Here is a 26193-nt window from a genome sequence, read left to right on the forward strand (position 1 = left end):
CCTTCCGCGCGCGGCGTCTCCCGCGCGCGGTGTCTCCCGCGCCCGGTGTCTCCCGCGCCGGGGAGTCGCTGTCCCGTCGGGCCTACAGGCCGAAGGCGCCGCCCGAGACCAGGATGACCGCGCCGATGCCGATCAGGACCAGCGGCAGCAGGACGTGGCCCCAGCGGCTGAGGGTCCCGGCCACGAACGGGCGGGTGGCGAGGAAGCGCCCGGCGGCGCACCAGACGGCGACCAGGACCAGGAAGACGGCGACGTAGCCGGTCATCGCGCCGGCGCCCGCCGTGGCGAAGACGGGCACGTACACGCCGATGTTGTCGCCGCCGTTGGCGAAGGTGACCGCGGCCACCTCCAGCGCCCCGGGCCCGCCGCCGCGCGCTCCCGCCGGGTCGTCGCCGGCGCCGTCGCGGTGGTTGCGCCATTCCCGCCAGGCGGCCCTGACGCCGAGGGCCAGCGGCAGCAGGCCCAGGTAGGGGATGACCGGGTCGGGCAGGAAGGTCGCGCCGAAGGCGGCGGCCACGGCGACGACCAGGATCGCGAGGAAGCCCAGGTACTGCCCGGCCACGATCCGCGCTGCCGTACCTCGCCGCCCGGCACCCTGGGCGAAGAACAGCGCCAGGATCAGGATGTCGTCGACGTTGGTGACGGCGAACAGGCCGGCCGCCTGCCCGAGGATGCCTGCGTTCACAGGGCGAGACGCTACAGCGCGGGCCGCGGCGGTCCGCCCGCGCGGGCGCCCGGAACCGCGCGGCATGCGTGCGGCTCCCGTCGGCGGCGGCCCTCGACACCACGAACCGCACGGCGTGCGGCTCCTGTCGGCGGCCGGCCACGGCGCCACGATCCGCGCGGCATGCGCTCCCGTCGGCGGCGGCAGCAGGAACCGCGCGGCGTGCGCTCCCGTCGGCGGCCGGCCCGCGGCACCGGGAACCGCGCGGCCTCCTAACATACGCGCATGACCACGCACGGATTCACGCTCACCGCCGAGGGCCCGTTCGACTTCGGCGCCTCGCTGCGCTTCGTAGAGGACTGGCCGGCCACCAGCGCGCTGCCCTCCGACGGGCGGGCGCTGCGCTTCGCCTACTGCGCGGAGTCCGACTGGCGGCCGATCGGCGTGACCGTGACGGCCGCGCCGGGCGGAGTCGCCGTCACCACCACGAGGGCGGCGGGAGCGGGGATCAGGGGCGAGGTGTCCCGCATCCTCTCCCTGGACGTGGACGGCTCCGGCTTCGCCGAGCTCGGCGAGGCCGACCCGGTGCTCGGCGATCTGCAGCGGCGCAGCCCGGGGCTGCGGCCGGTGTGCTTCTGGAGCCCGTGGGAGGCGGCGTGCTGGGCGGTGATCGTGCAGCGCTCGTCGATGCTCATCGCCTCCCGGCTCAAGCAGCGCATCGCCGATCGGTACGGCGCCACGATCACCCTGGACGGCCGGCCGTACGCGGCCTTCCCGCCGCCCATGGCGCTGGTGGAGGCGGGCGGCCTGGGCCTGCCCGCGCAGAAGGAGGAGTGGCTGCGCGGGCTGGCCCGCGCGGCGCTCGACGGCGTGCTCACCGCCGAGCACCTGCGCGCGTTGGCCCCCGAGGAGGCCCTGGCCGAGCTGCGCGCCCTGCCCGGCGTCAGCCCGTTCTCGGCGGGCCTGATCCTGATCCGCGGCGCCGGCGCGCCTGACGCGTTCCCCGGCGACGAGCCGCGCCTGTTCGCGATCCTGCGTGAGGCCTACGGCCTGCCGGAAGACGCGACACCGGCCGCGTACCGGAGGCTGGCCGAGTCGTGGCGCCCCTACCGCAGCTGGGCCTCCTTCCTGTTCCGGGCCGCCACCTACGGCGTCATGGACGACCGGTCGCCCGCCGGCGCCGGGTGAAGGCCTAGAGCGCGAGATCCGGGGCAGCTGCAAGGTCTTCGACGGAGCCGCACGGGAGGGGAGAGGTCCGCTGGCCGGGGAGATGAGGCTCGACGACTGGTTCCTCACCCGCGAGGAACGCGGGAACGACTGGACCAGGCTGGTGTCCTGGTCGGAGGGAAACCTGGTGCGGCCGCTCCTGCACGGCGCGACCTACTTCGCCGAGCTCCACGCGGGACTGGCCGCTCTCGGCAAGGACGACCTGCTGATGTTCACCGACTGGCGCGGCGACCCCGACGAGCGGCTCCGACCGGACGGTCCCACGGTGGCGGCCGCGATGGCGGCGGCGGCCGAGAGGGGAGCCCTGGTCAGAGGGCTGATCTGGCGCTCGCACCTGGACGTCCTGCGCTTCAGCGCGGCCGAGAACCGGCACCTCGGCGAGCACATCGAGGCGGCCGGCGGCCAGGCGCTGCTCGACACCAGGGTCCGGCTCGGCGGCTCCCACCACCAGAAGTTCGTCGTCCTGCGCCATGACGGCGACCCGGACAGGGACGTGGCGTTCGTCGGCGGCATCGACCTGTGTCACAGCCGCCGCGACGACGCGCGGCATCTGGGCGACCCGCAGGCGGCGTCCATGCCGGCCACGTACGGCCCGCGCCCGCCATGGCACGACGCCCAGGTGGCGATCAGCGGCCCCGCCGTCGCGGAGGTGGAGAAGGTCTTCCGCGAGCGGTGGGAGGACCCGGCGCCCGAGACCCGCCAACCGCTCAGGCGGCTGCGCGACCGCCTGGACCGGATGGCCGACGTGCCGCCGCTGCCCGAGCCGGCTCCGCCGCCGCTACCGGCCGGGACGCACGCCGTCCAGCTGCTGCGGACCTGTCCTTACCTGCGCCGCCGCTACCCGTTCGCACCGGAGGGGGAACGCAGCGTGGCCAGGGCCTACCGCAAGGTGCTGGGCCGGGCGCGAACGCTGGTCTACCTGGAGGACCAGTACCTGTGGTCCACGGAGGTGATCGAGCCGTTCGCCCGGGCGCTGGAGCGGGAGCCGGAGCTCCGCATGATCATCGTGGTGCCCCGGCATCCCGACCAGGACGGCTGGCTGGCAGGCCCGGCCAGCCTGATCGGCAGGGCGGATGCGCTGACCCGGCTGATGCGCGCAGGACCCGGCCGGATCGCCATCTACGACCTGGAGAACCACGCGGGCGCGCCGGTGTACGTGCACGCCAAGGTCTGCGTGGTCGACGACGTATGGGCGAGCGTCGGCTCCGACAACGTCAACCTGCGCTCGTGGACGTTCGACTCCGAGCTGAGCTGCGCCGTGATCGACGAGCAGCCCGATCCGCGCCCGCCCGCCGGAGCGCGCCGGTTCGCCAGGGACCTGCGGCTCACGCTGGCCGCCGAGCATCTCGACCGTGACCCCGGCGAACTGGCCGATCTGTGCGACCCGAAGGGCGCGTTCGAGGCGTTCGCCGAGTCGGCCGCCCGGCTCGACGCCTGGCACCAGGGCGGCTGTCGCGGCCCCCGCCCGCCCGGCCGGCTGCGCCCGCATCCGAAACCGGAGCTCGGCCGCGTCCGCCGGGCGATGGCCATGCCGCTGTACCGGACGGTCGTGGACCCGGACGGCCGGCCGCCGCGCCTGCGCAGGACGAACGCGTTCTGAGCGCTGCCACACCGCCGACCCGTGCGTGACCTGTCCGGATATGGTGCTGAAGATCCCTTACCTGCTGTCACCGGAGTCCCGTGCCGCATGCCGAACGCCTCCGGGAGGGCGATCCCGCGATCGTGGGGCCCTACTGGCTGCTCGGCCGCCTCGGCGCCGGTGGGCAGGGCATCGTCTACTTGGCAAGGGGAAGGGCCCGGCGCGCTGGTCGCCGTCAAGGTCCTGCGCGACGGGGCGCCGACGAGCGCCTGGCCAAGGAGATCGACGCGGCGCGGCGGGTGAAGCCGAACACTCGCACGGTGGCGTGGGGTGGAAACCTAGTGGGGCGTTCTGGTCTGGAGGAGGTCGGCCAGGAAGTGCAGCAGCGCCGCCAGGGTGGTGGCCGAGGTGATGGCCTGCTCGTCGATCAGCTGCTGGATGCGCAGCATCGGCAGCCACTCGGCGCGCCCGCCTTCCACGTCGTCGGCCGGGGCGGCGCCGGGCGCGGCCTGATGGGCGACGAAGACCAGGTGGTCGCAGTCGGCGACGTCACCGGCCGGGCGGATGCGGATCAGCGGCAGCAGCGGTCCGGGCCGCCAGCCGGTCTGCTCCTCCACGTGCCGGGCGGCGGCGGCCTCGGGCTGCTCGCCGGGGCCGATCTCGCCGAGCGGGATCTCCCATCCCCACGTGTCGGTGACGAGATGGTGGTGCCACCGCAGCAGGACGCGCCCGCCGCGGACGACCACCGCTCCGGCGGCCCGCGGGGTGCGGATGAAGGGCCGCTCGACGTGCTCGCCGTCGGTCAGCGCGACATCCACGACGCGAAGATCGACCCCGTTCGCCGCGTAGAGCAGCCGTTCCGAGCGCCGCATGGACCCGCACCTCCCCGCTTCGCCGGACTCGCCCTTCGAGGATACGCACAAGGTGGTCACGACCGCCCGGACGGGAAGAACGTCGGTGGGAGGAATTAACCTGGGCGGTGTCGGCCCGCCGCGGGGCGACGCCGGGCTGCGGCCCGGTCCCGATGTCATGAACGTCCCATCGTTCGACCGGGGGAGGCGATCGTGGGGTCTGTCTTGGGCGAAGGGCTGCCCCCGGACGACGTCGTCGTCACGGCTCTGCGCGCCGGCGACGAGGAGATGTTCGCGGCGGTGCTGGACACCTGGTCCGGGGGCCTGTTGCGGGTGGCGAGGTCCTACGTGTCCACCGACCACTCCGCGGAGGAGGTCGTCCAGGACACGTGGCTGGCGGTGATCGACGGGATCGACTGTTTCGAGGGCCGCTCCTCGGTCAAGACGTGGGTCTACCGCATCCTGGTCAACACCGCGAAGAAGCGCGGCGTGCGCGAGAGCCGTACGCTGCCGTGGAGCGCCTTCGAGCAGGACGGCGGCAGGTCCGCGGGCCACGGCCCGGTGCCGCCGGGCGGCTGGAAGGAGGTTCCGGGGGCTTGGCCGACGCCCGAGGGCGAGGCGCTGGCCGCGGAGGTGCGCGGGCTGATCGCCGAAGCCCTGGGCAGGTTGCCGTCCCGGCAGCGGATCGTGATCACCCTGCGCGACGTGGAAGGCTGCACCTCCGACGAGGTGTGCGAGATCCTGGAGATCTCCGCGGCGAACCAGCGGGTGCTGCTGCACCGCGCCCGGGTGGCGGTGCGCGGCTGGTTGGCCGGCTATTTCGAGTCGGGGAAGCGGCCGGAATAGCGCGTAGGGCTTCCGCTGGCCCGTGCAGCGGCCACAATAAGTGAAACGGTTCAATTCCCAGGCGATAGGGCGGTCACGTCGTGAAGCGGTTCACCTGCGACGAACTGGTGGAAGTCATCACCGCCTACCTTGAGGACGCCCTCGACCAGCCGGCCCGTGACGGCGTCCGGCAGCATCTGACCTGCTGCGAGGCCTGCGCCCGCTACGTCGAGCAGTTCCGCGCCACCGTCGGCGTCCTGGGCGACCCGCCCCCGGAGAAGCTGCGGTCCGACGTGCGCGACCGGCTCATGGCCGCCTTCCGCGCGCGGAGCCGGTCATGAGGAGCCGGTCATGAGCAAGGTCATGAACCGGTCATGAGGCGAGGAAGCTCTCCCGCAGCGCGGTGACCACCGGCGCGGGGACGGCGCCGTCACGCAGGCAGCCGAGCGCCGCTATCGTCGCCCGCACCTGAGCCAGCCACCCTGAACACGCCGGGCACGCCGCCAGATGATCCGTGACGAGCCGCCGCCGCCCGGCGGGGAGCGCCGCCTCCAGATAGTCCGTGATCGAGTCGAGCACGTCATCGCACCCGAGCTCGCCTCGTGCCCACCCCATGTGACCTAGTGCCGGTCGCGCTCCATCCGTTACGCGAATCCGCGTGTAACGATCGCGGGGCTCGCGGGTCTGTAGACCTGTGCGCCGTGCGAAGGGGAGACGATGATCGGGCTCACCGCCGAGGACACGCCGCTGCGGGACACCTCGGAGGTGGTGGACTTCGCGCGCCGCTGCTTCCGTCCCGCCACCGCCGACCATGTGGGCGTCGAGCTGGAGTTCCTGGTCTTCGACCAGACGGCGCCGGCCGCTCAGGTCCCGCTGGCCAGGATCGAGCGGGCGCTGCCGGCGCTGACGGGCGGCAGCCGGGTGACGTTCGAGCCGGGCGGCCAGCTCGAACTGTCCGGCCCGCCGGGGCCGCTGCCGGACGCGCTGGCCCGCCTGTCCGCCGACGTGGCCGCCGTGCGCGCCGCCCTGCGCGCGGCGGGGCTGGCGCTGGCCGGGGTGGGTCTCGACCCGGTACGGCCGGCCCGCCGCCAGCTGCGCCTGCCCCGGTACGACGCGATGGCCGCCTTCCTCGGCGTGCCGTACGGGAGCCTGATGATGTGCTCGACCGCGTCGATCCAGGTCAACCTGGACCTGGGGGAGCGGCCCGCGACGCGATGGGCGCGGGCGCACGCCGTCGGCCCCGTGCTGACGGCGGCCTTCGCCAACTCGCCGCTGAGCGGCGGCAGGCCGTGCGGCTGGATGTCGGGCCGCCAGGCCGTCTGGGACCACCTCGACCGCACCAGGACCGCGCCCGTGCCGGCCTCGGGCGATCCGGGCGCGGACTGGGCCGACTACCTGCTGGAGGCCCGGCTCATGCTGGTGCGCGAGGACGAGGAGCGCTACCGCACGGTCAGCGACGGCTCGACGTTCGGCGACTGGCTGCGGTCGGGCGGCGGGCGGCGGCCCACCGTCGAGGACCTGCTCTACCACGCCACGACCGTCTTCCCCCCGGTGCGGCCCAGAGGCTGGCTCGAGATCCGCTACCTCGACGCGCAGCATCCGGCGACCTGGCCGGTCTGCGTGGCCGTGACCTGCGCCCTCGTCGCCGACGACCGGGCCGCCGACGCGGCGCTGGCCGCCACGGAGCCGTTCCAGGGGCCGCACCGCTACCAGGAGCTGAGCGGGGTGGCGGCGCGGTGCGGGCTGGCCGACCCGCGCCTGCGCAGGGCCGCCGAGGCGTGCTTCCGCGCCGCGCTGGAGGCGCTGCCCCGCCTCGGCGTGGACCCGGGCCTGGCCGGCGAGGTGGCCGCGTTCGCCGACCGGCATGTGACGACCGGCCGCTCCCCGGCGGCCGACCTGATGGATCCGGCGTCGACACGGCGCGTCCCGACCTGGCTGGACGATGAGGGATGGGGATGAACGATTTCAAGGAACGCATCGCGGCCGAGCTCGTCGCGGTGCGCGACCGGTCGCTCACCTACACGGCGGCGGACGACGACCTGCTGCTGCGCCAGCACTCGCCGCTGATGTCGCCGCTGGTGTGGGACCTGGCGCACGTGGGCAACTACGAGGAGCTCTGGGTGCTGCGCGCGGCCGGGGGCATCGACCCGCTCCGGCCGGAGATCGACGACATCTACGACGCGTTCAAGACCCCGCGCAAGGATCGCCCGAGCCTGCCCATCCTGGGTCCGGCCGAGGCGCGGCGCTACATCGAGGGCGTGCGCGGGCGGGTGCTCGACGTCCTCGACACCGTCGACCTCGACGGCCCCGACCCGCTGCACCGCGACGGCTTCGTGTTCGGCCTGGTGATCCAGCACGAGCACCAGCACGACGAGACCATGCTCGCCACGCTCCAGCTGTCCCGGCAGCCCGGCCTGGTGCGCGACGGCGAGCTCCCGCCCGGCCGCGACGCAGGCCCCGACGAGGTGTTCGTGCCGGCGGGCGCCTTCCTCATGGGCACCGCCACCCTGCCCTGGGCCTACGACAACGAACGGCCCGCCCACCGGGTCGACCTGCCCGCCTACTGGATCGACCGGCTGCCCGTCGGCAACCGCTCCTACGCGGAGTTCATCGGCGACGGCGGCTACGACGACCCGCGCTGGTGGTCCCCTGAGGGCTGGCAGTGGCGGCAGCGCAGCGGCGCCTTCGCCCCCCTGTTCTGGGTCAGGGACGGCGACGCCTGGTGGCGCACCCGCTTCGGCCGTCCCGAGCCGGTCCCGATGGACGAGCCGGTCCAGCACGTGTGCTGGTACGAAGCCGACGCCTACGCCCGCTGGGCGGGCAGGCGGCTGCCCACCGAGGCCGAATGGGAGAAGGCCTGCGGCTGGGACCCGCGGGCGGAAAGCGCGCGCCGCTACCCGTGGGGCGAGCAGGCGCCCACCGCCGACCGGGCCAACCTCGGCCACCGCGCCGCCCGTCCCGCGCCGCTCGGCGCCTACCCGGCCGGCGCCAGCGCCTACGGGGCCGAGCAGATGGTGGGAGACGTGTGGGAGTGGACCTCCTCGTGGTTCCAGCCCTACCCCGGTTTCCGCAGCTTCCCGTACAAGGAGTACAGCGAGGTCTTCTTCGGCCACGAGTACCGGGTGCTGCGCGGCGGCTCGTGGGCGGCCGACCCGGCGGCGGTGCGCACCACGTTCAGGAACTGGGACTACCCGATCCGCCGGCAGATCTTCACCGGCTTCCGCTGCGCCCGCTCGGAGCAGACCTGATGTGCAGGCACGCGGCCTGGCTGGGCGCCGCCAGCCCGCTCAGCCGGCTCATCCACGAGCCCGAGCACGGCCTGCTGCGGCAGTCGTTCGCGCCGCGCCGCCAGCACCAGGGCCTGGTCAACGCCGACGGGTACGGCATGGGCTGGTACGACCCGGCGCGTGCCGAGCCGGTGCGCTACCGCCGGGCCGTACCCATCTGGACCGACGCCAACCTGCCGGCGCTGGCCGAGGTCGCCCGCTCGACCTGCCTGCTGGCGGCCGTCCGCTCGGCCACCGCGGGCATGCCGATCGAGGAGAGCGCCACGGCGCCGTTCACCGACGGGGGGTGGCTGCTCAGCCTCAACGGCCGCGTCGCCAGGGACGCGCTGCTCGATCTCGCCGACGACCTGCCAGACCGCGCGGAGAGCACGTGCGACGCCGCCTGGGTGGCCGCCGCGGTGTTCCTGCTCGGGCGCGCCGGGCTCGGCATGGGCGAGGCGCTGGCCGAGGTCGTCGTCCGCGCCGGGGAGAAGGATCCCGGCGCCCGCCTGAACCTGCTCGCCTGCGACGGCGCGTCCATCGCCGCGACCGTCTGGGGCGACACGCTCTTCTACCACCCGCTCCACGACGGCGTGCTGGTGGCCAGTGAGCCGCTCGACGACCTGCCCGGATGGCAGGCCGTACCCGAGCGCAGCCTCATGACGGTCACCGGGACGGACGTCCGCGTGCAGCCGTTGTGATCTCACCCCAGGAGGCCCCGTGTTCGTCAGCCGGCCGACCTTCCACCGCGTGATCAACCATCTCGACCGCGACTACCTGCGCCAGGCGCTCGAGCACGACGTCAGGGCCGGCCTGACGTCGTCGCCCAAGTGGCTGCCGCCCAAGTGGTTCTACGACGCCGCGGGCAGCGAGCTGTTCTCCCGGATCACCCGGCTGCCCGAGTACTACCCGACCCGGCGCGAGCTGGCCATCCTGCGGGCGCGGGCGGCCGAGCTCGCCGCGGCCAGCGGCGCGGACACGCTGGTCGAGCTGGGCTCGGGCACCAGCGAGAAGACCGTTCTGCTGCTGGAGGCGCTCGAGGCGGCCGGCACGCTGCGCACCTACACGCCGGTGGACGTGGACGCGGTCACCCTCGCCGCGGCCGCGCGGCGGCTGGCCGAGCGCTTCCCCGGCCTGGACGTGCGCGCCGTGTGCGCCGACTTCGAACGCCATCTGGCGTTGCTGCCCCGCACCGGGCGGCGGATGGTGGCCTTCCTCGGCGGCACGATCGGCAACCTCGAACCGGCCGCGCGCGAGGTGTTCATGAAGGAACTGCGGGCCACGCTCCGCCCAGGCGACACCTTCCTGCTCGGGGCCGACCTGGTGAAGGACACCGGACGGCTGGTGGCGGCCTACGACGACGCGGCCGGGGTGACGGCCGCCTTCAACAGGAACGTCCTGCACGTGATCAACCGGGAGCTGGAGGCGGACTTCGAACCGGAGGCGTTCGCGCACGTGGCGCTGTACGACGCGCGCCACGACTGGATCGAGATGCGGCTGCGGGCGAGCCGTGACATGCGGGTGCGGATCGGCGGGCTAGGCCTGACCGTGGACTTCGTCGAGGGTGAGCAGATGCGTACCGAGATCAGCGCCAAGTTCCGGCCGGAGGGCCTGCGCAGGGAACTGGCCGCCGCCGGGTTCGAGGTGCGCCGCCGCTACACCGACCCCTCCGGGGACTTCACCCTGGTCCTGGCACAGGCCTGAGCACAGGGGGCGTCCGGTGTCTCCCCCGCCGGGCGCCGCGGGCAGGACCGCCGCCACCGTCCGGGTGAAGACTGCTCGTCGCCGCGTTCGCGTGCGAGGCGGACGGTGCGACTACTCCCTGCGTCGTAGTCCGGCTGATCGCTGATCCCGGAAGATGACTCCGCCTGTGGGACGACTCCGAACCGTGGCCGGACGACGATTGTCGGTCATGAGAGACCCAGCAGGGACAGCCGCGGTCGCGACGGGACTGACGAAGGCGGGAGAGCGATGACCACCGCCGCCCTTGCCCAAGGAAGAGAGCAGTCCGCACCACCCCCGGATGCCCGCTCCCCAGCTGAACAGAGCATGGCGGGGCTGCTGCGCCCTCACCTCCGGAGTTTCGCCGCCGTGGTGATCCTGCAGGTGGTCGGCGCTGCCGCGGGTCTGGCGCCGCTGCTGGCGGTCGTCGAGTTGGGCCGGGTGCTGTTGTCGCCCGGCCCGATCGATCACGGTCATGTCTGGTTCGTCGTGGTCGCGGGCGCGGCCGGCTTGTTCGTCCGGCTGCTGTTCACGGCCGCGTCGTCCGGGATCGGACATGTCCTCGACGGCCAGGTGCAACTGTCGTTCCGCCGGCGACTGGCCGCGCGGCTGGGACGCGTGCCGATCGGCTGGTTCTCCCGGCGCCGGACGGGCGAGCTGGCCAAGGTCGTGGGGGAGGACGTGAGTGCCGTGCACCCGTTCATCGCCCACACCCCCGGCGAGCTGATCTCCGCGTTCGTGGTGCCGCTGGTGTCGCTGGTCTACCTGTTCACCGTCGACTGGCGGCTCACGCTGATCACGCTGATCCCGGTGGCGCTGGCGGTGGCGCTGGTCCCCCTGATGATGACCCCGGTCCGGCTGCGCGAGCAGAAGCAGTTCGACGAGGCCATGGGGCGGATCTCGAGCGCGGTCGTCGAGTTCGTGCAGGGCATCGCGGTGGTCAAGGCGTTCGGCGGATCCGGGCGCGCCCACCGTAAGTTCCGCACGGCCACGGACGATTTCGTCGACATCTTCTACCGGATGGTGCGCGGTCTCTCCGGGATCGCCGCGGGGATGCAGGTGGCGCTGTCGCCGCCGTTCGTGCTGCTGGTCGTGCTGATCGGCGGTGCGGCTCTGATCACGACCGGCGGCATGGCCCCGGCCGACCTGCTGCCCTTCCTGCTGCTGGGACTGGGGCTGACCGCTCCGGTGGCGGCTCTCGGCCACGGCTTCGACGACCTGCAGGCCGCCCGGCGCGCGGTCGGAAGGATCCGGGACGTGCTCGCGGTGCCGTCGCTACCGGAGCCCGCCCACCCGGTCGCGCCACAGGGTCACCGGGTGGAACTGCGTGACGTCCGCTTCGGTTACGAAGCAGATCACGAGGTGCTGCGCGGGATCGACCTGGTGCTCGAGCCGGGGACGGTCACCGCGCTCGTCGGGCCGTCGGGAAGCGGGAAGTCCACGCTGGTCCAGCTGCTGCCGCGCTTCTTCGACCCGACCCACGGTTCGGTCGCCCTGGGCGGTGTCGATCTGCGCGAGCTCGGCAGCCGGGAGCTGTACCGGACGGTCTCCTTCGTCTTCCAGGACGTTCGCCTGCTGCGCGCGTCGGTCGCCGACAACATCGCGCTGGCGGTACCGCATGCCGACCTCGACGACGTGGTTCGCGCCGCCCGGCAGGCGAACATCCATGATCGGATCCTCGAGCTGCCGCGCGGATACGAGACGGTGATCGGCGACGACACCGGACTGTCGGGTGGCGAGGCGCAGCGGATCTCGATCGCCCGCGCACTGCTCGCCGACGCGCCTGTTCTGGTGCTCGACGAGGCGACCGCCTTCGCCGACCCGCAGACAGAGCTGGCGGTGCGCCGGGCCCTTTCGACGCTGGAAGGCGATCGGACGATCCTGGTCATCGCCCATCGCCTGGAGACGATCGCCGACGCCGACACCGTCGTGATGCTGGAGAACGGGTCGATCGTCGAGCGCGGCAGGCCCGCCGAGCTGCTGGCACAGAACGGGAAGTTCGCCGCGTTCTGGCGAACCCAGCGGTCGGCGGTCGCCGGCGACCTCGAAACCCACGTCGTACCGCAAGGAGACGAGACCCGATGATCCGCATGCTGTTGCGCGTGCTGGGACAGGAGTACGCCCGGCCGGTGCGTCGCACCGTGGCCCTGATGACGACGACCGCGGTGGTCGAGGGTTTGTCCTACGCGCTGCTGGTTCCGGTGCTGCGGGCACTGTTCGGGAGCAGCCCCGCGGACGCGCGGCCCTGGCTGATCGCGTTCGGGGCCGCGGTCGCGGTCTACGCGGTGCTGCGTTATGTCAGCGACCTGTCCGGATTCCGCGCCGGGACCACGCTGTTGCATGGCATGTATCACCGGCTCGGCGATCATCTGGCTCGCCTGCCCATCGGCTGGTACAGCGCGGGCCGCGTCGGGCAGGTGTCCGTCATGGCCAGCAGCGGCGTCCTGCAGGCGATGAGCGCGATCGCGCATCTGCTGGCACCGTTCGTCTCCGCCAGCGTGACTCCCGTGACGATCGTTGTCGTGATGCTCGCCTTCAACTGGCAGATGGGGCTGGCCGCGCTGGTCGCCGTACCGGTCGTGGCGGCGATCCAGGTCTGGACGGGACGCTCGATGGCCGCCACCGATGCCGAGCGCGTCGAACGCGACCATGAGGCCACCGGGCGGGTCATCGAATATCTGCAGGCCCAGCCGGTGCTGCGCGCCGGCGGCCGGACCGTCGAACGCTTCCGGTTGCTCGACGACTCGCTGCGTGAGCTGCAGCGCGCGTCCCGCCGTACCCTTCTGACGGCGCTGCCCGGCCTCTTGGGCCTGACGCTCACGGTGCAGGCGATGTTCACCGTGTTGCTGGTCCTGGGCGCCTACCTCGCCCTCGGCGGGAACATCGGCGCGGCGGAGATCCTGGCGATCCTGGTGCTGGCCGCCCGCTGCGCGGATCCGCTGCTGTCGCTGTCGGACATCGGTGGCAGAATCCGCGGCGCGCGTTCCGAGCTGGCGAGGCTCGACACGGTGTTGCGCACCGAGCCGCTGCCGGAAGCTCCCGAACCGGTCCGGCCGGAACGCCATGACCTGCGGTTCGACTCCGTCGCCTTCCGGCACGGCGGGCGCACCGTGATCGACGAGGTGTCGCTGTCCGTGCCGGAGGGACAGCGGCTCGCCGTCGTCGGTCCGTCGGGTGCGGGCAAGAGCACCCTGCTGCAGTTGATCGCGCGGTTCTACGACGTGGACGCGGGCGCGGTGCGCGTGGGCGGTGTGGACGTGCGCGCGATCGACACCGAGGTGTTGATGGCGCAGATCGCCATCGTCTTCCAGGACGTCTATCTCTTCGACGGCACGATCGAGGAGAACGTACGGCTCGGCCGTCCCGACGCCGACGACGCCGAGGTGCGGGCGGCGGCGACCGCGGCGCGGCTGGACGAGGTGGTCGAGCGACTGCCCGGCGGATGGGCGACGAACGTGGGCGAGGGCGGCGCACTGCTGTCGGGTGGTGAGCGCCAGCGTGTCTCGATCGCGCGAGCGCTGCTGAAGAACGCGCCCATCGTGCTGCTGGACGAGGTGACCTCGGCACTGGACCCGGTGAACGAGGCGGCCGTCCACGAGGGTGTCGAGCGCCTGATGGCGGGCCGGACGGTGGTGATGGTGGCGCACCGGATGCGGACCGTCCGGCGCGCCGACCGGGTCGTCTTCCTGGACGGCGGCCGGATCGTGGAGGAAGGCACCCACGACGAGCTGCTGCGCCACGGCGGTCGCTACGCCGATTTCTGGGAACTGTCCATGACTCCGGCAGGGAGCGAATGAGCCGGTAGTCGGCCGGCGGTGGCGCGACCGTCTCGGGGACTTCCCCCAAGGGTGGGGCTGGCACTACCGACGAGGGGCGGGCCAGCGGCAATGCCGTCGCTCACAAGGGGTTCTAGAGTCTTCTGCGCGACCGGTTTCGTCGGCGGTCTCACGGCAGGAAGCAGCCCAGGCAGGGGTCCCCCCCGGGGACTCCGGGGATCACCCGAGTCCGGCACGGCTGGACCACGCAGAACGGGACATCATGACGATGCGGAGAGCGGCGGTGATCGCGGGCCTTCTCGGGCTCGTGGCGGTGTCGACCGGGTGCGGCACCAGTGTCTCGCTGGATGAGGCCGCCGTCTCGTACGACGTCACCGACGAGGTGGCGGCGCTGCACGTCGAAGTCGACTCCGGGACCGTCGACGTGGTCCAGTCGAACCGTCGGGGCATCCGCGTGACGGAGCGGCTGAGCTGGTACAAGAACAAGCCGCAGACCCGTCACCGGACGCGGGGTGACACGCTGGAGCTGACGTTCACCTGTCCCAACACGTGGGGGTGGGGCGCCATGGGCACGTCCTGCGACGTGAGCTACGAGGTGGAGGTGCCCAGGGGACTCCGTGTCAAGGTGGTTTCCGACTCGGGGAAGCTGACGCTGAAGAACCTGTCGGGTGACGTGGAAGCCGTCACCGACTCCGGGGCGATCGAGGCCACCGGGCTGACGGACGGGCGGGTGGTCACGAGAACCGACTCGGGCGATACGGAACTGGCCTTCGCCGGGCGGCCCGCTCGGGTCACGACCACCGCGGATTCCGGCCAGACCGTGATCCACGTGCCGCAGGGGCCGTACAACATCGTGGCCACGACGGACTCCGGCGACAAGGACATCAAGGTCGCCGGCGTTCCCTCGGCCGAGCGCACGATCGAGCTGTCCAGCGGCTCCGGGGACCTGGCCGTGGAGCAGCGACCAGCCGGCCAGTGACGTGAGGGACGCGATCAGGCATCGTCGCCCGTGAGCCGGGCCGTCCTGGCCTCGAAGGCGTGGACCACCGCGGCCATGTCCGCCGCGCCGTGTCCCAGCGCCTGGGTCTCGCCGAACAGGGCAAGGCAGACGTCCAGCAGCGGCGAGGCGGTCCGGGAGTCGCGTGCCGCATCCACGATGAGCCGGTTGTTGTTGAGGACGTCCGCGATCGCCGCCTGCGGGCTGAAGTCACGCTCGACCAGCTTCGCCGCCTTGATCCTGGAGACGGCGCTGGCCATGGGCCCGGAGTCGAGCACGTGACGGAACACGTCCATGTCCAGGCCGTTCCTGGCGGCGAAGTGCGTGGCCTCCACCAGGCCGCCGACCATCGTGAGGAGGAACAGGTTGACCGCGAGCTTCATCAGCAACGCCGAAGGGACGGCGCCGCACACCACTGTCTCCCGGCACATCGGACCGAGCAGCGGCCGTACCTCCCGCACCGCCGCGGGCTCCCCGGCGAGCATGCCCACGAGCTGCCCGGCCTCGGCCGGCACCCGCGACCCTGAGACGGGCGCCTCGACGTAGGCGCCGCCCGCGGCGCGCACGTCCTGCTCCAGCGCCGCCGAATAGGCCGGCGCGGTCGTCCCCATGGGCACGACGACGTGCCCGGCGACCTTCGCCGCGAAGCCGGGTGTGCCGCGCTCCAGCACGGCGTCGAGCGCGTCCTCGTTCGCCAGCATCAGGATGACCACGCGTGCCCGGCCGAACACCTCGTCGGGGCTGGCCGCCTGCCGCGCGCCGGCCGCGCGCGCCGAGTCGCACCTGGCCGAGGAACGGCTCCACACCACCAAAGGCGTGCCCGCCCGGGCCAGGTTGACCGCCATCGGCTCGCCCATCAGTCCCAGGCCGAGGAAACCTACGTCCATACGCACGTTGTACCGCCAGGCGGCGGCCCTCGTCTTGAACGGTCGTGCGCCCTCGCGCGCTCAGGTGGTGCCGCAGTAGCGGGCGCCTCTGGCGGCGGCGGCCAGGGCGGCGGCTCTGGCCGCCTCGGTGGGGGTGAAGGGCAGGCCGGGCCGCTTGAGCAGCAGGGCCCGTCCGGGGTGTACGGAGATCACCATCGTGCTGGTCAGCTCGCCGTCGTCGGCGAGGGTCTCGCCCGGCCGGCGCCACTCGACCCGCGTGGCCCTGAGCAGCTCCGCCATGGCCTGCGGGAGCCGTCCGGGGTCGTCGTGCACCCGCTGCGCCATCGTCAGTGCCTGGATGCCGGGGTCGATCAGGTCCTTGACCTGGGCGGGCACGACCAGCACGTCGAGGCCGCCGGCTTCCGACAGCGCGGCGTGCAGGACGCCGGGCGTCAGGTGGGTGGGCGCCTCGACGACGAACTCGTCGAGCGCGTCGCCGCCGGACGGCGTGATCGCGGTGCTGGCGGTGGGGGCGATGTGCAGCGCCAGGATGTTGCAGCCCAGCCGGCCGAACGCGCCCGCCACCTCGCCCAGGCGGCCGGGACGCTCGACCACGCGCATCCGGATCCGCCACAGCGTCATCGTGCCGCCGTCGTCGGCGGGAGGCGGCAGGGCGGGCGCGGACCGCCGCCGCGCGGTCGCCGGCCGTCCGGTCTTCAGGCGCCGGTGCACGGCCGAGCCGGCGATCAGGGCGCCGCCGAGGCCCACCAGCACCACCGGTCCGGGATCGGTGTGCCCGAGGAGGGTGGCCAGCAGGTGGGCCATGCCCACCGCCACGAACAGCGCGGCCACCTCAAGGATCTCCCGCCACCAGGAGCGCGCGTGGTGCCGGCGGTCGGGTCCGGAGTTCGGATGGGTCGCCTTCGGTGCATCGCTCATGCCGGCCAGTCTCACCGCGCTGTGTTACGCCGCCGTGACCTGCGCGATTGCGCGGGATTAAGCCGTTCGCACCGGCCCGGCGCCACATGTCGGGCCGCCGCGCTACTTCGCGGTGAAGTCGGCGGCCCAGAACAGCCGTCCGGTGTCCGGGTCGCGCGCCAGCGCCCCGCGGCACTTGGCGTAGCTCGCGGGCAGGTCCTCGACGCTCCAGCTGCGGCCGTCGTAACGCAGGAGGACCGCGGACACCGTGGAGATGCGCGGCTGGACCCTGGTGTGTTCCGTGGCGACCATCCACAGCTTCCCGCGCCCACCACCGGTGATCATGCAGGCGCTTCCGGTCGGGGGAGGCGGCAGCACCGTCCAGCGCGTGCCGTCCCACCGCATGACCCGCGCGATGGAGGCGACCGTCGCCCATACCTCGTCGCGCGACACCGCCCTGATGGCGACGTCTGCGCCCCGGGTCGGAGCGACCGGGGTGGGGGTCGGACGCCAGCGGCGACCGTCCCAGTGCGCGATGGCGAGCGTGCCGTCCTTCTCGCCCACCGCCCACACGTCGTCCGGCGACAGCGCCTCGAGCCGGCTGATCGTCATGCCGCCGGGGGTGGGCACCTGCGACCAGCCGGAAGCCGTCCGCCTGGCCAGGTAGGGGTACGCGGGCCCCTCGTCGTCGACGTAGGCCTTCCCCGCCACCCACGCCTCGCGCGGGCCGGTCACGACCGCGCTGCCCAGCCCGAGCGAGAACCCCTTCGGGACGGCGGGGTCGGTGATGCGTGGCGCGCCCAGGTCGGTCCAGGTGTGGCCGTCCCACCGGTGAACGCCGGGGCGGTAGCGCTCGATCACCCAGACGTTGTCGCTCGACGAGGCGGCGATCAGATCGGGGGACCGCATGCCCGCCGGAGGCTTGACGGGGCGCCAGCCGCTGCCGTTCCAGTGCAGGACGACGGCCCTGGTCTCCTCGTGCCATCGCCGGGTGTCGCTCGGTGTACTGGCGCCCACCGCCCACACGTCGCGGGGGGTGATCACCGCCACGTCGGCCAACGACCCCGACATGCGGCTCTTGACGTCCTTCTCGGACATGCCCATGGCGCGCGCGCTGAGCGCGTCCCATCGGAGGTCGAGATAGGTGACGGAGGAGGTGACGCTCCTGGCCGGGGTGGGACGGGGTGGGCGCTCCCGGGCGGTGTCGACCGGGGTGGAGCAGGCCACCGCGGTCACGGCCACGGTCACGAGAGCGAATGCGCGTCCCATCACACCATGATCGTAGGCCTGGGTGCTTTCCGGTCGGCGGGCCTGGTCAGTCGAGCACCTTGATCTTCTTCATGGTCGGCTGGGAGATCACCCTGGCCACGCCGGGAATGCCGATGATCTTTCCGGTCTGGAACGCCTCGTAGGCCGCGTAGTCGGCGACCAGGACGCGCAGGTGATAGTCCGGTGTGGCGAACAGCCGGCGGAACTCGACGACCTCGTCGTAGGCGGCGATGGTCCTCTCCAGCTCCTCCAGGGTCTTGAGGTCGCTCACACCGACCTCGATGGAGACGATGACCTCGAGGCCGCCACCGAGGAGCTCGTGGTTGACGGTCGCTCGGTAGCCGCTGATGACGCCCGCCTCCTCCAGGCGTTTGACGCGGCGCAGGCAGGGGGGCGGCGTGAGCCCCACGCGCCGGGCGAGCTCGACGTTGGTCAACCGGCCGTCCTGCTGGAGCTGAAACAATATTTCTCGATCGATCGCGTCGAGGGTCACTTCATTGCTCATCTGCCGATCATATCGTCATAATCGACAACCATATGAGGCGGATATCCACCTAGAATTTCCCGTGACCGACGGAAAGGTGGGGACCATGACGATCGAGGTCTGGCTGGAGCGCCGAGCCGAGGACATGGCCACCCTCCTCGGCCGCCTGGTGGCCGTCGACTCCGAGAACCCGCCCGGACGCGCCCTGGGCCGCTGCGCGGAGGTCCTGCGCGAGGAGATGGACCGCCTCGGCCTGGCGCCAGAGGTCATCCCGGTCGCCGACCCGGCCGGCGGGTCGGCGGACCCGTGCGTCGTGCGCGGCACCGCCGGCGACGGTGACAGGCTCGTCTACTTCCACGGCCACTTCGACGTGGTGCCGGCCCAGGACCGGGCGCAGTTCACGCCCGTACGCCGCGACGGCAGGATCATCGGGCGCGGCACGGCCGACATGAAGGGCGGCATCGTCAGCATGCTCTACGGCGCCGCGGCCGCCAAGGATCTCGGCCTGCTCGGCGCCGGCCGGATCGTGCTGCACCTGGTGTGCGACGAGGAGACCGGCAGCGTCGCCGGAGCCGGCCACCTGCGCGCGGCGGGGCTGATCGACCCGGCCGCGCTGGCCATGCTCACCGCCGAGCCCAGCGGCGGCGGCATCTGGAACGCCGCCCGCGGCGCCGTCTCCGTCCGCGTCGACATCCAGGGCCGCGAGGCCCACGTCGGACAGGCCCACCGCGGCGTGAACGCCTTCCAGCACATGCTGCACATCGCCCGCCCCGTCGAGCGCTACGCCGCCGAGCTGGCCGAACGGCACACCGGCTTTCCGCTGAACCCCGCCGACGCTCCCGGCAGCATGCTCGTCGTCGGCGGCTCGTCCGGCAGCGGCGCGAACTTCAACGTCGTCCCCGGCGCGGCCTACTTCACCGTCGACGGCCGCTACAACCCCGAAGAGGACCTGGAGGCCGAGCTCGGACGGCTGACCGCCCTCATCGAGGACGCCGCGGAAGAGGTCGGCGCCACCGTGTCGGTCCGCACGACCCAGCTGCAGCCCTCCGCCGGCACCGGCCAGGATCATCCCGCGGCCGCCACGCTGGCCCGCGTCGTCGGCGACGTCGAGGGTGCCCCGGCCCGGTTCGAGCTGTGCGCGGGCATTTTGGAGACCCGCTGGTACGCCCAGCTCGGCATCCCCGCCTTCGGCTACGGCCCGGGCCGCCTGGACGTCTCCCACGGTCCGGACGAGTACGTCGAGGAGGCCGCCATGCGCCGCTGCGCCGCCGTGTACGCCCGCTACGCGAGCGCCATGCTGGCATGACGGCCCCGGGGTCGACCTGCTGGTGCCGCGCATGGATGCCTGGTGGCCGCGTCGGTGCGCCGTCGGGTGCCGGTCAGGCGTCGGGGCGGCTGGCGATGATCGTGCGGATGAGGTCGGCGAGCTGCTCCCGCTGCTCCGCCGACAGGGGGGCGAACCATTCGCGCTCGCGCCGGTTCTGTTCCTCGAAGGCGCCGCTCACCGCCTGCCGTCCCGCCTCCGTGAGCGCCACCAGCACCGCCCGGCGGTCATCCGGTACGGCCTGCCGCTCGACCAGCCCCGCCGCCTCGAGGGTGTTGACGGCGTTGGAGACCGCCGAGCGCGTCATGGCCGAGAAGTCGGCCAGGTCGCTCACCCTGGACGGCCCCAGCAGCCAGAGCTTGAACATGAGCCGGAAGCCGGGCAGCGTCCACCCCTGGGGCCGGTGGATGCGCGATTCGAGGTCGGCCACGAGCACGTACGACAGGTGCAGCAGGTTGTAGGCGAGCCCGAAGGTCGAGGTGTCGACCTCGACGGGCAGTTTGGCGACGAGTTCGCGCGCGTGACGTTCGTACCAGACGTCCAGCCGTTCCATCCGGCGATCCTCCCACCCTCTTGCCCGCACCGATGATTATGCCCAAAATAGTTTTGGCCAAATCAATTTCCGGGAGTAGCTGATGCGCATCCTCATCATCGGCGGGGGCATCGGTGGCCTCGCGGCAGCGCTGAGCCTGCGCGCCGCCGGGTTCACCGAGATCACCGTGGCCGAGTCCGTGGCCGAGCTCCGTCCCCTGGGGGTCGGGATCAACCTGCTTCCGCATGCCGTACGGGAGCTGACCGAGCTGGGGCTCGCGCCGCAGCTCGAGCAGCGGGCCAGAGCCACCGCCGAGCTCGCCTACCACAACCGCTTCGGCTCCCTGATCTGGAGCGAGCCGCGCGGGCCGGCCGCCGGATACCGCTGGCCGCAGTACTCGATCCATCGCGGCGAGCTGCAGATGCTGCTGCTGCGCGAGGTCGAGGCGAGCGGCGTGCCGGTGCTCACCGGGCGCGAGCTGACCGGTTTCGGCGAGGCGGAGGCGCGGTTCGCCGACGGCTCGACGCTGGGGTTCGACCTGCTCGTCGGGGCCGACGGCATCCGCTCGACCGTGCGGGCGCGGCTGTATCCGGACGAGGGTCCGCCGCCGTGGAACGGGCTCGTGCTGTGGCGCGGCACCACCCACGCCCCGCCGTTCCTCACCGGCCGATCGATGATCATGGCGGGCGACGGGGAGCGGAAGTTCGTCGCCTACCCCATCAAGGACGGCGACCCGCAGCTGATCAACTGGATCGCCGAGCGGCCCGTCGCAGGACAGGCGACCGACCGGGGCGACTGGAACAGGCGGGTACCGGCGGAAGAGGTCCTGTCGCACTTCACCGAGTGGCGCTTCGACTGGCTGGACGTCCCCGGGCTGATCGCCGGCGCCGAGGCGATCTACGAGTATCCGATGGTCGACCGCGACCCGCTGCCGCGCTGGACCCACGGCAGGGTCACCCTCCTCGGCGACGCCGCCCACGCCATGTACCCGATCGGGTCGAACGGAGCCTCCCAGGCCATCCTCGACGCCCGGGTGCTGGCCTTCCACCTGGCCGGGACCGGCGACATCGACCAGGCTCTGGCCGCCTACGAGCGGGACCGGCGCCCGCCGACCACCGCGCTCTGCCTGGCCAACCGCGAGATGGGCCCCGAGGTCGTCATGAAGCTCGCCCACGAGCGGGCCCCCGGCGGCTTCGCCGACATCGAGCAGGTCATCCCGCGGGCCGAGCTCGCCGCGATCGCCGCCGGCTACAAGCGCAAGGCCGGTTTCGACCCCGAACTCCTCAACCAGCGCGCCTCCTACACATGTTCGACGAACCGGTAAGGCCGGGCCTGGAGCCGCTGGCCCGGTTCCGGGTCGAGCTGGCGGCGGTCAAGGACCTGGGCGAGACGCCGCGGGGGCACCGGCGGGTGATCGACGTGCTGGGCGGGTCGTTCGACGGACCCAGGATGGCCGGAACCGTCCTGCCCGGCGGAGCGGACTGGCAGGTGGTGCACGGCGACGGCAGCGCCACCATCGACGCCCGCTACACCCTGCGTACCCACGACGGCGCGCTGATCTGTATCCAGACCTCAGGGGTACGGCACGGCCCGCCCGAGGTGATCGCCGCGCTCGGCCGCGGAGAGCCCGTCGACCCGGCCGACTACTACTTCCGGCTCGCGGTCAGGTTCGAGACGGCCGCGCCCGGATACCTCTGGCTCAACCACACCCTCGCCGTCGCGTCCGGGCTGCGGGCGGCCACGGCCGTCCACTACGACGCCTACGCGCTGCGCTGACAGGAGGCGCCGTTGACACCATCAGCAGGCCGCGACGCGCGGCAGCGCGTCGCGGCCCGCTTCCACTCCCGGTGGAGCCCGCAGGACGGCGGTCAGCCGCGGATCTGCTCCGCCGGCCTGCCGAGCAGCACCGTCCGGGCGGGCACGAGGCTCGCCGCGAAGGCCAGTCCCAGCGTCGCCGCCGCCATCGCCGCGTAGGCCAGCGGCGGCACGTACGGCCATGGCGAGCCCGTCACGCCGTAGCTGAGCGCCATCAGCGTCGGGGCGGCGACAGCCGTACCGACCGTCACCGCGATGCCGCCGACCAGCAGCGCCTCCCAGCGGACCATGCTGAGCACCTGCCGCCGGGTGCCGCCGACCAGGCGAAGCAGCGCGAACTCCCGCACCCGCGATCCGGTGGCCATCACCAGCGTGTTGACCACCGAGATCGCGATGAACACGATGATCATCCCGAGGACCAGGAGGTTGGCCATGTCGCTCAGCTCCTGCGCCGCGTCCCGCGCGGTGGCGGCCTCCGCCCTGTCGAGGACCGTCAGGCCGGGCGCCAGCCCGGTGAGCCGGTCCTTCTCGCCGCCCACGACGTACAGACGGCCGGTCATGCCCGACGCCGAGTGGTCACGCACCACGCTGTACGGCAGGGCCACGTCGCCGAAGCCCAGGCCCCGCTCGTAGACGGCCACCACCGTCCGCGTGACCGGCGTGCCGTCCCCGAGGCGCAGCCGTACCTTCTCGCCGACCGACGCGCCCAGGGTGCCGGCGCTGAGCGTGCTCAGCGCGACCCCGCCGTCGTCCAGCCGGTCCAGCGAGCCGGCTCGCACGCCCAGGTCGATCCCGTGCGCCGGCACGGTCAGCCCGATGGCGCCGTACGAGGTCAGCATGGGGTCACCCAGCTGCTCGTGGTGGGCGATCACCTGCGTCTCGATCACCTCCGTCACGCCCTTCACCCCCGGCAGCGCCCGCGCCGCGCGCGCCGCCTGCGCGGGCAGCCCCGGTCCCGCCGACTCCAGCACGTAGTCCGCGCGGTTGCCCTCCGCGGCCTGCCGGGTGGCGGCGTGGCCGAGCGTCGACTGGGTGAAGAGGATGGTCGCGGCGAACGCCATCAGCAGGATGAGCGGGCTCACGACGGACGCCAGCCGCTTGGCCCCGACCCGGGTGTTCGCCACGGCCAGGTAGCCGCCCACCCGGGAGGCCCGGCCGAGCGCGCCGCCGACGAGCCCGGCGGCCAGCCGGACGAGCCACGGCCCCAGCAGCGCGGCGGCGGTGACGAGGAACAGCACGATCCCGCCCGCGCTCGCGGCCGCCGTCTCGCCGGTCATGGACATCGCCAGACCGGTGACGCCCGACCCCAGGGCGAGGAAGGCAAGACCGCTGATCATCCGGCCGCGGCCCAGCGCGCGGTGTTCCACCGCGGCCTCGCCCAGCGCCTCGGTGGGGCGGATCCGCGTCGCCCGCCGGACGGCGGCGCGGGCCGCCAGCCACGCGGTGGCCAGCCCGGCCACGACGGCGGCCAGCATCGGCAGCGGGCCGACGGCGAGCGTGAACGTGTCCGGCAGCAGCCCCACCGAGACGAATCGGCCGAACATCCAGTCGCCCACGGCGACCCCCAGCGGGAGGCCGAGCGCCGCCGCCACCGTCCCGACCAGCAGGGCCTCACGGCCGAGCATCATGCGGACCTGCCGGGGCGTCGCCCCGATCGCCCGCAGCAGCGCGATCTCCCGCTGGCGCTGCCGTACGGTCAGCGCGAACGTCCCGGACACCACGAAGACCGCCACCATGACGGCGATCCCGGCGAGGCTGCCGCTGAGCCCGACGAGCATCTCCCTGCCCGTCAGGGCCCGGATGTCGTCGGCGAGCCCCCGTTCGGCGCCCGCGTGGGCGACCACGCCGGCGCCGCCCAGCGCGGCGTCGATCCGCTCCTTCAGCTGCTCGGGGTCGCCCTGCCCGGTCACGCCGAAGGCCGACACCCGGCCGGGGCGGCCGAACAGCTCGGCGGCCCGCTCGGCGGTGAAGAACACCGACGACTGCCGGGCCAGCCCCGGACCGGCGATCCCGGCCACCGTGTACTCCCTGACGCCGTCCCTGCCCAGGACGCGTGCGGTCCCGCCGACCTCCAGCCGTGCCCGCCCGGCCAGCGCGGCGTCCAGGACGATCTCGCCGGGCGCGGCGGGCGCCCGGCCCGCGCGCAGGGTGTACGGCGCGAGCACCGCGGACTCCCAGGCGTGCCCGAGGGTGCGCCCTCCGGCGCCCCCGACCAGCCGGCCGTCCCGGCCCACCAGCCCCACCGGGAAGGTGAGCTCGGGTACGACCCGCGTCACGCCCTCCACCTTACGGATCTTCCCGGCCAGCGCGGCCGGGACCGCCACGGGCTCCGGCAGCGGTTCGCTCATCTCGGCCGAGGTGTCCCCGCCGGCCTTGATGCCGACGGAGACCCACTGGTCGCCGGCCACCACGACCGGGGCCGCGGCGTACCGTTCCGGGGGCGTGTTCGCGCGCAGGCCGGTCTCCATGAGCAGCCCGCACGAGGTGATCACGGCCGTGGCGAACAGCAGCGCGAGGAACGAACCGGCGAGCGAGGACATCCGGCCGCGCAGCGTGGCGAAGGCGAGTCTCAGCATCGCGCGGCCTCCGCCGGCCTGCCGTACCCGCCGAGGCCGGCCAGGCGCCGCCCGATCGCGTCCGCGGAGGCGGACCACACCTCGTCCACCAGCGTGCCCCCGGCCAGGAACAGCACCCGGTCGGCGTAGGCCGCGGCCACCGGGTCGTGGGTCACCATCACCACGGTCTGGCCCGTCGCGTCCACGACCTGGCGCAGCAGGCCGAGCACCTCGGCGGCGGTGCGGGTGTCGAGCGCGCCGGTCGGCTCGTCGGCGAAGACCACCTCGGGCCTGGTCACCAGCGCCCGTGCGAGCGCGACCCGCTGCTGCTGTCCGCCGGACAGCTGCGACGGCCGGTGTCCCGTACGGTCACCGAGACCCACCCGCGCGATCACCTCGGCCAGCCAGGCGCGGTCCGGCCTGGCGCCCGCCAGCCGGAGCGGCAGGGTGACGTTCTCCGTCACGCTGAGCGCCGGGATCAGGTTGAAGGCCTGGAAGACGAAGCCCGCCTTCTGCCTGCGCAGCTCGGTCAGCTGGGTCTCGTTCATCCCCGACAGCTCCACCTCGCCGAGGTGGACCGTTCCCGACGTGGGCGTGTCGAGGCCCGCCGCGCAGTGCAGGAAGGTGCTCTTGCCCGAGCCGGAGGGCCCCATCACGGCGGTGAACCCGCCGCGCGGCAGGTCGACCGTGACCCCGCGCAGCGCGTGCACCGCCTGTGTCCCGTGCCCGTACGTCTTCGTCACCGTGTTCAGGCGCACCGCGTGCGTCGTCACTCCGGCCCCCGTTCTGATCTGTGTGCCTCTTTGACCGCCACCTAACGTAGTGATCCGGTCATTTCGGACACCAGCTGGTGGTCTACCGTCTCGGAGGTAGTGCTGGCCCTACCAGGGGCGAGGCGCGGGTCTCCCGCGCGCCGCGTCCCGCCGGTCGGCCGCGGGGTGGTCGCGGGCGGGGCTTCGCCGAGGTCAGAGCCGGTCGAGCGCCGCCCGGACGCCTGGAACGGTCGCCGCGCGGAAGGCGGCGTCCAGCTCGGCGGGCGTGGCGGAGATCTCGCCGTCCACCCATGCCCGCACCAGCCCCAGGAACGCGCCGACGACGCAGATCACCATCAGGTCGAGGGAAGGCGCCGGCCCGCCGGCCCTGGCGACGAGCTCGTCCCTGACGACGGCGGCCAGCAGGCGCTCCCCGTGCGCCTCCGCCGGGCCGCCGCTGCGCCGTCCCAGCAACGCCCGCACCAGCGAGCGCTGCTCCCGCACGTGCTCGAACATCGGCAGGCTGAACGCGAACAGCTCCCCCTCGCGGACGGCGTGGTCAGGGTGCAGGAAGCCGAGCTCCTCGATGTTGCTGACCAGCACGTCCTGCTTGTCGGCGAAATGCGAGTAGAAGGTCGACCTGCCGACGTCGGCACGGTCGATGATGTCGGTGACCGTCACGGCGCTGTAGCCCTTCTCCAGGATGAGCGCCACGAGAGCGTCCTGGACGGCCCGCCGGGTGCGCCGTACGCGCCGGTCTCCGGACACTTT

General features: G+C 73.1%; 25 protein-coding genes. 14 read left to right on the forward strand and 11 right to left on the reverse strand.

From position 1 onward, the window contains the following. Positions 1-82: 82 nt before the first annotated feature. Positions 83-685, reverse strand: a complete 603-nt coding sequence (locus tag ACWDLG_RS12140) for a cadmium resistance transporter (protein ID WP_449918865.1) — start codon at positions 683-685, stop codon at positions 83-85. Between the two features lie 264 nt (positions 686-949). Between ACWDLG_RS12140 and ACWDLG_RS12145 the strand changes: the two genes are divergently transcribed. Continuing rightward, entirely contained in the window at positions 950-1852 is a 903-nt protein-coding gene (locus tag ACWDLG_RS12145) for a DNA-3-methyladenine glycosylase family protein (RefSeq protein ID WP_449918866.1), read from the forward strand. Between the two features lie 82 nt (positions 1853-1934). Then, positions 1935-3491, forward strand: coding sequence for a phospholipase (locus ACWDLG_RS12150; protein WP_449918868.1), 1557 nt, complete (start codon positions 1935-1937; stop codon positions 3489-3491). Between the two features lie 317 nt (positions 3492-3808). On the opposite strand, the gene ACWDLG_RS12155 is transcribed toward ACWDLG_RS12150, so the two are convergent. Next, positions 3809-4342, reverse strand: a complete 534-nt coding sequence (locus tag ACWDLG_RS12155) for an NUDIX hydrolase (protein WP_449918870.1) — start codon at positions 4340-4342, stop codon at positions 3809-3811. Between the two features lie 192 nt (positions 4343-4534). Between ACWDLG_RS12155 and ACWDLG_RS12160 the strand changes: the two genes are divergently transcribed. Both ACWDLG_RS12160 and ACWDLG_RS12165 read left to right on the forward strand, forming a co-directional pair. Continuing rightward, complete coding sequence (locus ACWDLG_RS12160; RefSeq protein WP_449918873.1) at positions 4535-5167, forward strand: RNA polymerase sigma factor; 633 nt, start codon at positions 4535-4537, stop codon at positions 5165-5167. A gap of 80 nt (positions 5168-5247) precedes the next feature. Next, positions 5248-5487 carry an anti-sigma factor family protein gene (locus ACWDLG_RS12165; protein WP_449918875.1) on the forward strand — a complete coding sequence of 80 codons (240 nt, stop codon included), beginning with the start codon at positions 5248-5250 and terminating at the stop codon, positions 5485-5487. A 31-nt stretch (positions 5488-5518) separates the two neighbouring features. Here the strand turns inward: ACWDLG_RS12165 and ACWDLG_RS12170 are convergent, their stop codons facing one another. After that, positions 5519-5761: an anti-sigma factor family protein gene (locus tag ACWDLG_RS12170; RefSeq protein ID WP_449918876.1), complete on the reverse strand. Its 243-nt coding sequence runs from the start codon at positions 5759-5761 to the stop codon at positions 5519-5521. Positions 5762-5863: 102 nt separating this feature from the next. Here ACWDLG_RS12170 and egtA point away from each other — a divergent pair, with 102 nt between their 5' ends. The 7 genes from egtA (at position 5864) to ACWDLG_RS12205 (ending at position 14889) form a co-directional block, all read left to right on the forward strand. Further along, the gene (gene egtA / locus ACWDLG_RS12175; RefSeq protein ID WP_449918879.1) at positions 5864-7105 is read left to right on the forward strand and encodes an ergothioneine biosynthesis glutamate--cysteine ligase EgtA; all 1242 of its coding nucleotides are present in this window, start codon (positions 5864-5866) and stop codon (positions 7103-7105) included. Continuing rightward, entirely contained in the window at positions 7102-8394 is a 1293-nt protein-coding gene (gene egtB, locus ACWDLG_RS12180; RefSeq protein WP_449918881.1) for an ergothioneine biosynthesis protein EgtB, read from the forward strand. The genes egtA and egtB overlap by 4 nt, the downstream gene beginning before the upstream one ends. Then, on the forward strand, positions 8394-9113 hold the full coding sequence (gene egtC / locus ACWDLG_RS12185; RefSeq protein WP_449918883.1) for an ergothioneine biosynthesis protein EgtC: 720 nt from the start codon (positions 8394-8396) through the stop codon (positions 9111-9113). The genes egtB and egtC overlap by 1 nt, the downstream gene beginning before the upstream one ends. A 19-nt stretch (positions 9114-9132) precedes the next feature. Next, on the forward strand, positions 9133-10116 hold the full coding sequence (gene egtD, locus ACWDLG_RS12190) for an L-histidine N(alpha)-methyltransferase (RefSeq protein WP_449918885.1): 984 nt from the start codon (positions 9133-9135) through the stop codon (positions 10114-10116). Positions 10117-10503: 387 nt separating this feature from the next. Then, positions 10504-12219, forward strand: coding sequence for an ABC transporter ATP-binding protein (locus ACWDLG_RS12195; protein WP_449918888.1), 1716 nt, complete (start codon positions 10504-10506; stop codon positions 12217-12219). Beyond that, a complete protein-coding gene (locus ACWDLG_RS12200; RefSeq protein WP_449918889.1) occupies positions 12216-13931 on the forward strand; it encodes an ABC transporter ATP-binding protein in 1716 nt (571 codons plus the stop codon). The genes ACWDLG_RS12195 and ACWDLG_RS12200 overlap by 4 nt, the downstream gene beginning before the upstream one ends. 241 nt (positions 13932-14172) lie before the next feature. After that, positions 14173-14889, forward strand: a complete 717-nt coding sequence (locus ACWDLG_RS12205; RefSeq protein ID WP_449918890.1) for a DUF4097 family beta strand repeat-containing protein — start codon at positions 14173-14175, stop codon at positions 14887-14889. Positions 14890-14903: 14 nt separating this feature from the next. Here ACWDLG_RS12205 and ACWDLG_RS12210 read toward each other — a convergent pair whose 3' ends face one another. The 4 genes from ACWDLG_RS12210 to ACWDLG_RS12225 form a co-directional block, all read right to left on the reverse strand. Continuing rightward, positions 14904-15794, reverse strand: a complete 891-nt coding sequence (locus tag ACWDLG_RS12210) for an NAD(P)-dependent oxidoreductase (RefSeq protein WP_449918893.1) — start codon at positions 15792-15794, stop codon at positions 14904-14906. Positions 15795-15854: 60 nt separating this feature from the next. Then, complete coding sequence (locus tag ACWDLG_RS12215; RefSeq protein ID WP_449918895.1) at positions 15855-16712, reverse strand: ACT domain-containing protein; 858 nt, start codon at positions 16710-16712, stop codon at positions 15855-15857. A 102-nt stretch (positions 16713-16814) separates the two neighbouring features. Continuing rightward, complete coding sequence (locus tag ACWDLG_RS12220) at positions 16815-17960, reverse strand: hypothetical protein (protein WP_449918897.1); 1146 nt, start codon at positions 17958-17960, stop codon at positions 16815-16817. Positions 17961-18006: 46 nt separating this feature from the next. Then, positions 18007-18465, reverse strand: a complete 459-nt coding sequence (locus ACWDLG_RS12225; RefSeq protein WP_354908132.1) for an Lrp/AsnC family transcriptional regulator — start codon at positions 18463-18465, stop codon at positions 18007-18009. 85 nt (positions 18466-18550) lie between these two features. On the opposite strand from ACWDLG_RS12225, the gene ACWDLG_RS12230 reads away from it, so the two are divergent. Then, positions 18551-19750, forward strand: a complete 1200-nt coding sequence (locus tag ACWDLG_RS12230) for a M20 family metallopeptidase (RefSeq protein WP_449918898.1) — start codon at positions 18551-18553, stop codon at positions 19748-19750. Between the two features lie 73 nt (positions 19751-19823). Here ACWDLG_RS12230 and ACWDLG_RS12235 read toward each other — a convergent pair whose 3' ends face one another. Beyond that, positions 19824-20321: a MarR family winged helix-turn-helix transcriptional regulator gene (locus tag ACWDLG_RS12235; RefSeq protein ID WP_354908136.1), complete on the reverse strand. Its 498-nt coding sequence runs from the start codon at positions 20319-20321 to the stop codon at positions 19824-19826. An 82-nt stretch (positions 20322-20403) separates the two neighbouring features. Here ACWDLG_RS12235 and ACWDLG_RS12240 point away from each other — a divergent pair, with 82 nt between their 5' ends. Both ACWDLG_RS12240 and ACWDLG_RS12245 read left to right on the forward strand, forming a co-directional pair. Then, positions 20404-21624 carry a flavin-dependent oxidoreductase gene (locus ACWDLG_RS12240; protein WP_449918900.1) on the forward strand — a complete coding sequence of 407 codons (1221 nt, stop codon included), beginning with the start codon at positions 20404-20406 and terminating at the stop codon, positions 21622-21624. After that, complete coding sequence (locus tag ACWDLG_RS12245; protein WP_449918902.1) at positions 21606-22076, forward strand: DUF3237 domain-containing protein; 471 nt, start codon at positions 21606-21608, stop codon at positions 22074-22076. Before ACWDLG_RS12240 ends, ACWDLG_RS12245 begins: the two co-directional genes overlap by 19 nt. Before the next feature lie 92 nt (positions 22077-22168). Here ACWDLG_RS12245 and ACWDLG_RS12250 read toward each other — a convergent pair whose 3' ends face one another. The 3 genes from ACWDLG_RS12250 to ACWDLG_RS12260 all read right to left on the reverse strand — a co-directional run bounded on the left by ACWDLG_RS12250 (position 22169) and on the right by ACWDLG_RS12260 (position 26190). After that, positions 22169-24691 carry an FtsX-like permease family protein gene (locus ACWDLG_RS12250; protein ID WP_449918904.1) on the reverse strand — a complete coding sequence of 841 codons (2523 nt, stop codon included), beginning with the start codon at positions 24689-24691 and terminating at the stop codon, positions 22169-22171. Next, positions 24685-25443, reverse strand: a complete 759-nt coding sequence (locus ACWDLG_RS12255) for an ABC transporter ATP-binding protein (protein WP_449918906.1) — start codon at positions 25441-25443, stop codon at positions 24685-24687. Before ACWDLG_RS12255 ends, ACWDLG_RS12250 begins: the two co-directional genes overlap by 7 nt. A gap of 192 nt (positions 25444-25635) precedes the next feature. Further along, positions 25636-26190, reverse strand: a complete 555-nt coding sequence (locus tag ACWDLG_RS12260) for a TetR/AcrR family transcriptional regulator (RefSeq protein ID WP_449918908.1) — start codon at positions 26188-26190, stop codon at positions 25636-25638. Positions 26191-26193: the final 3 nt, after the last annotated feature.

The organism is Nonomuraea sp. NPDC003727 (assembly GCF_053586935.1).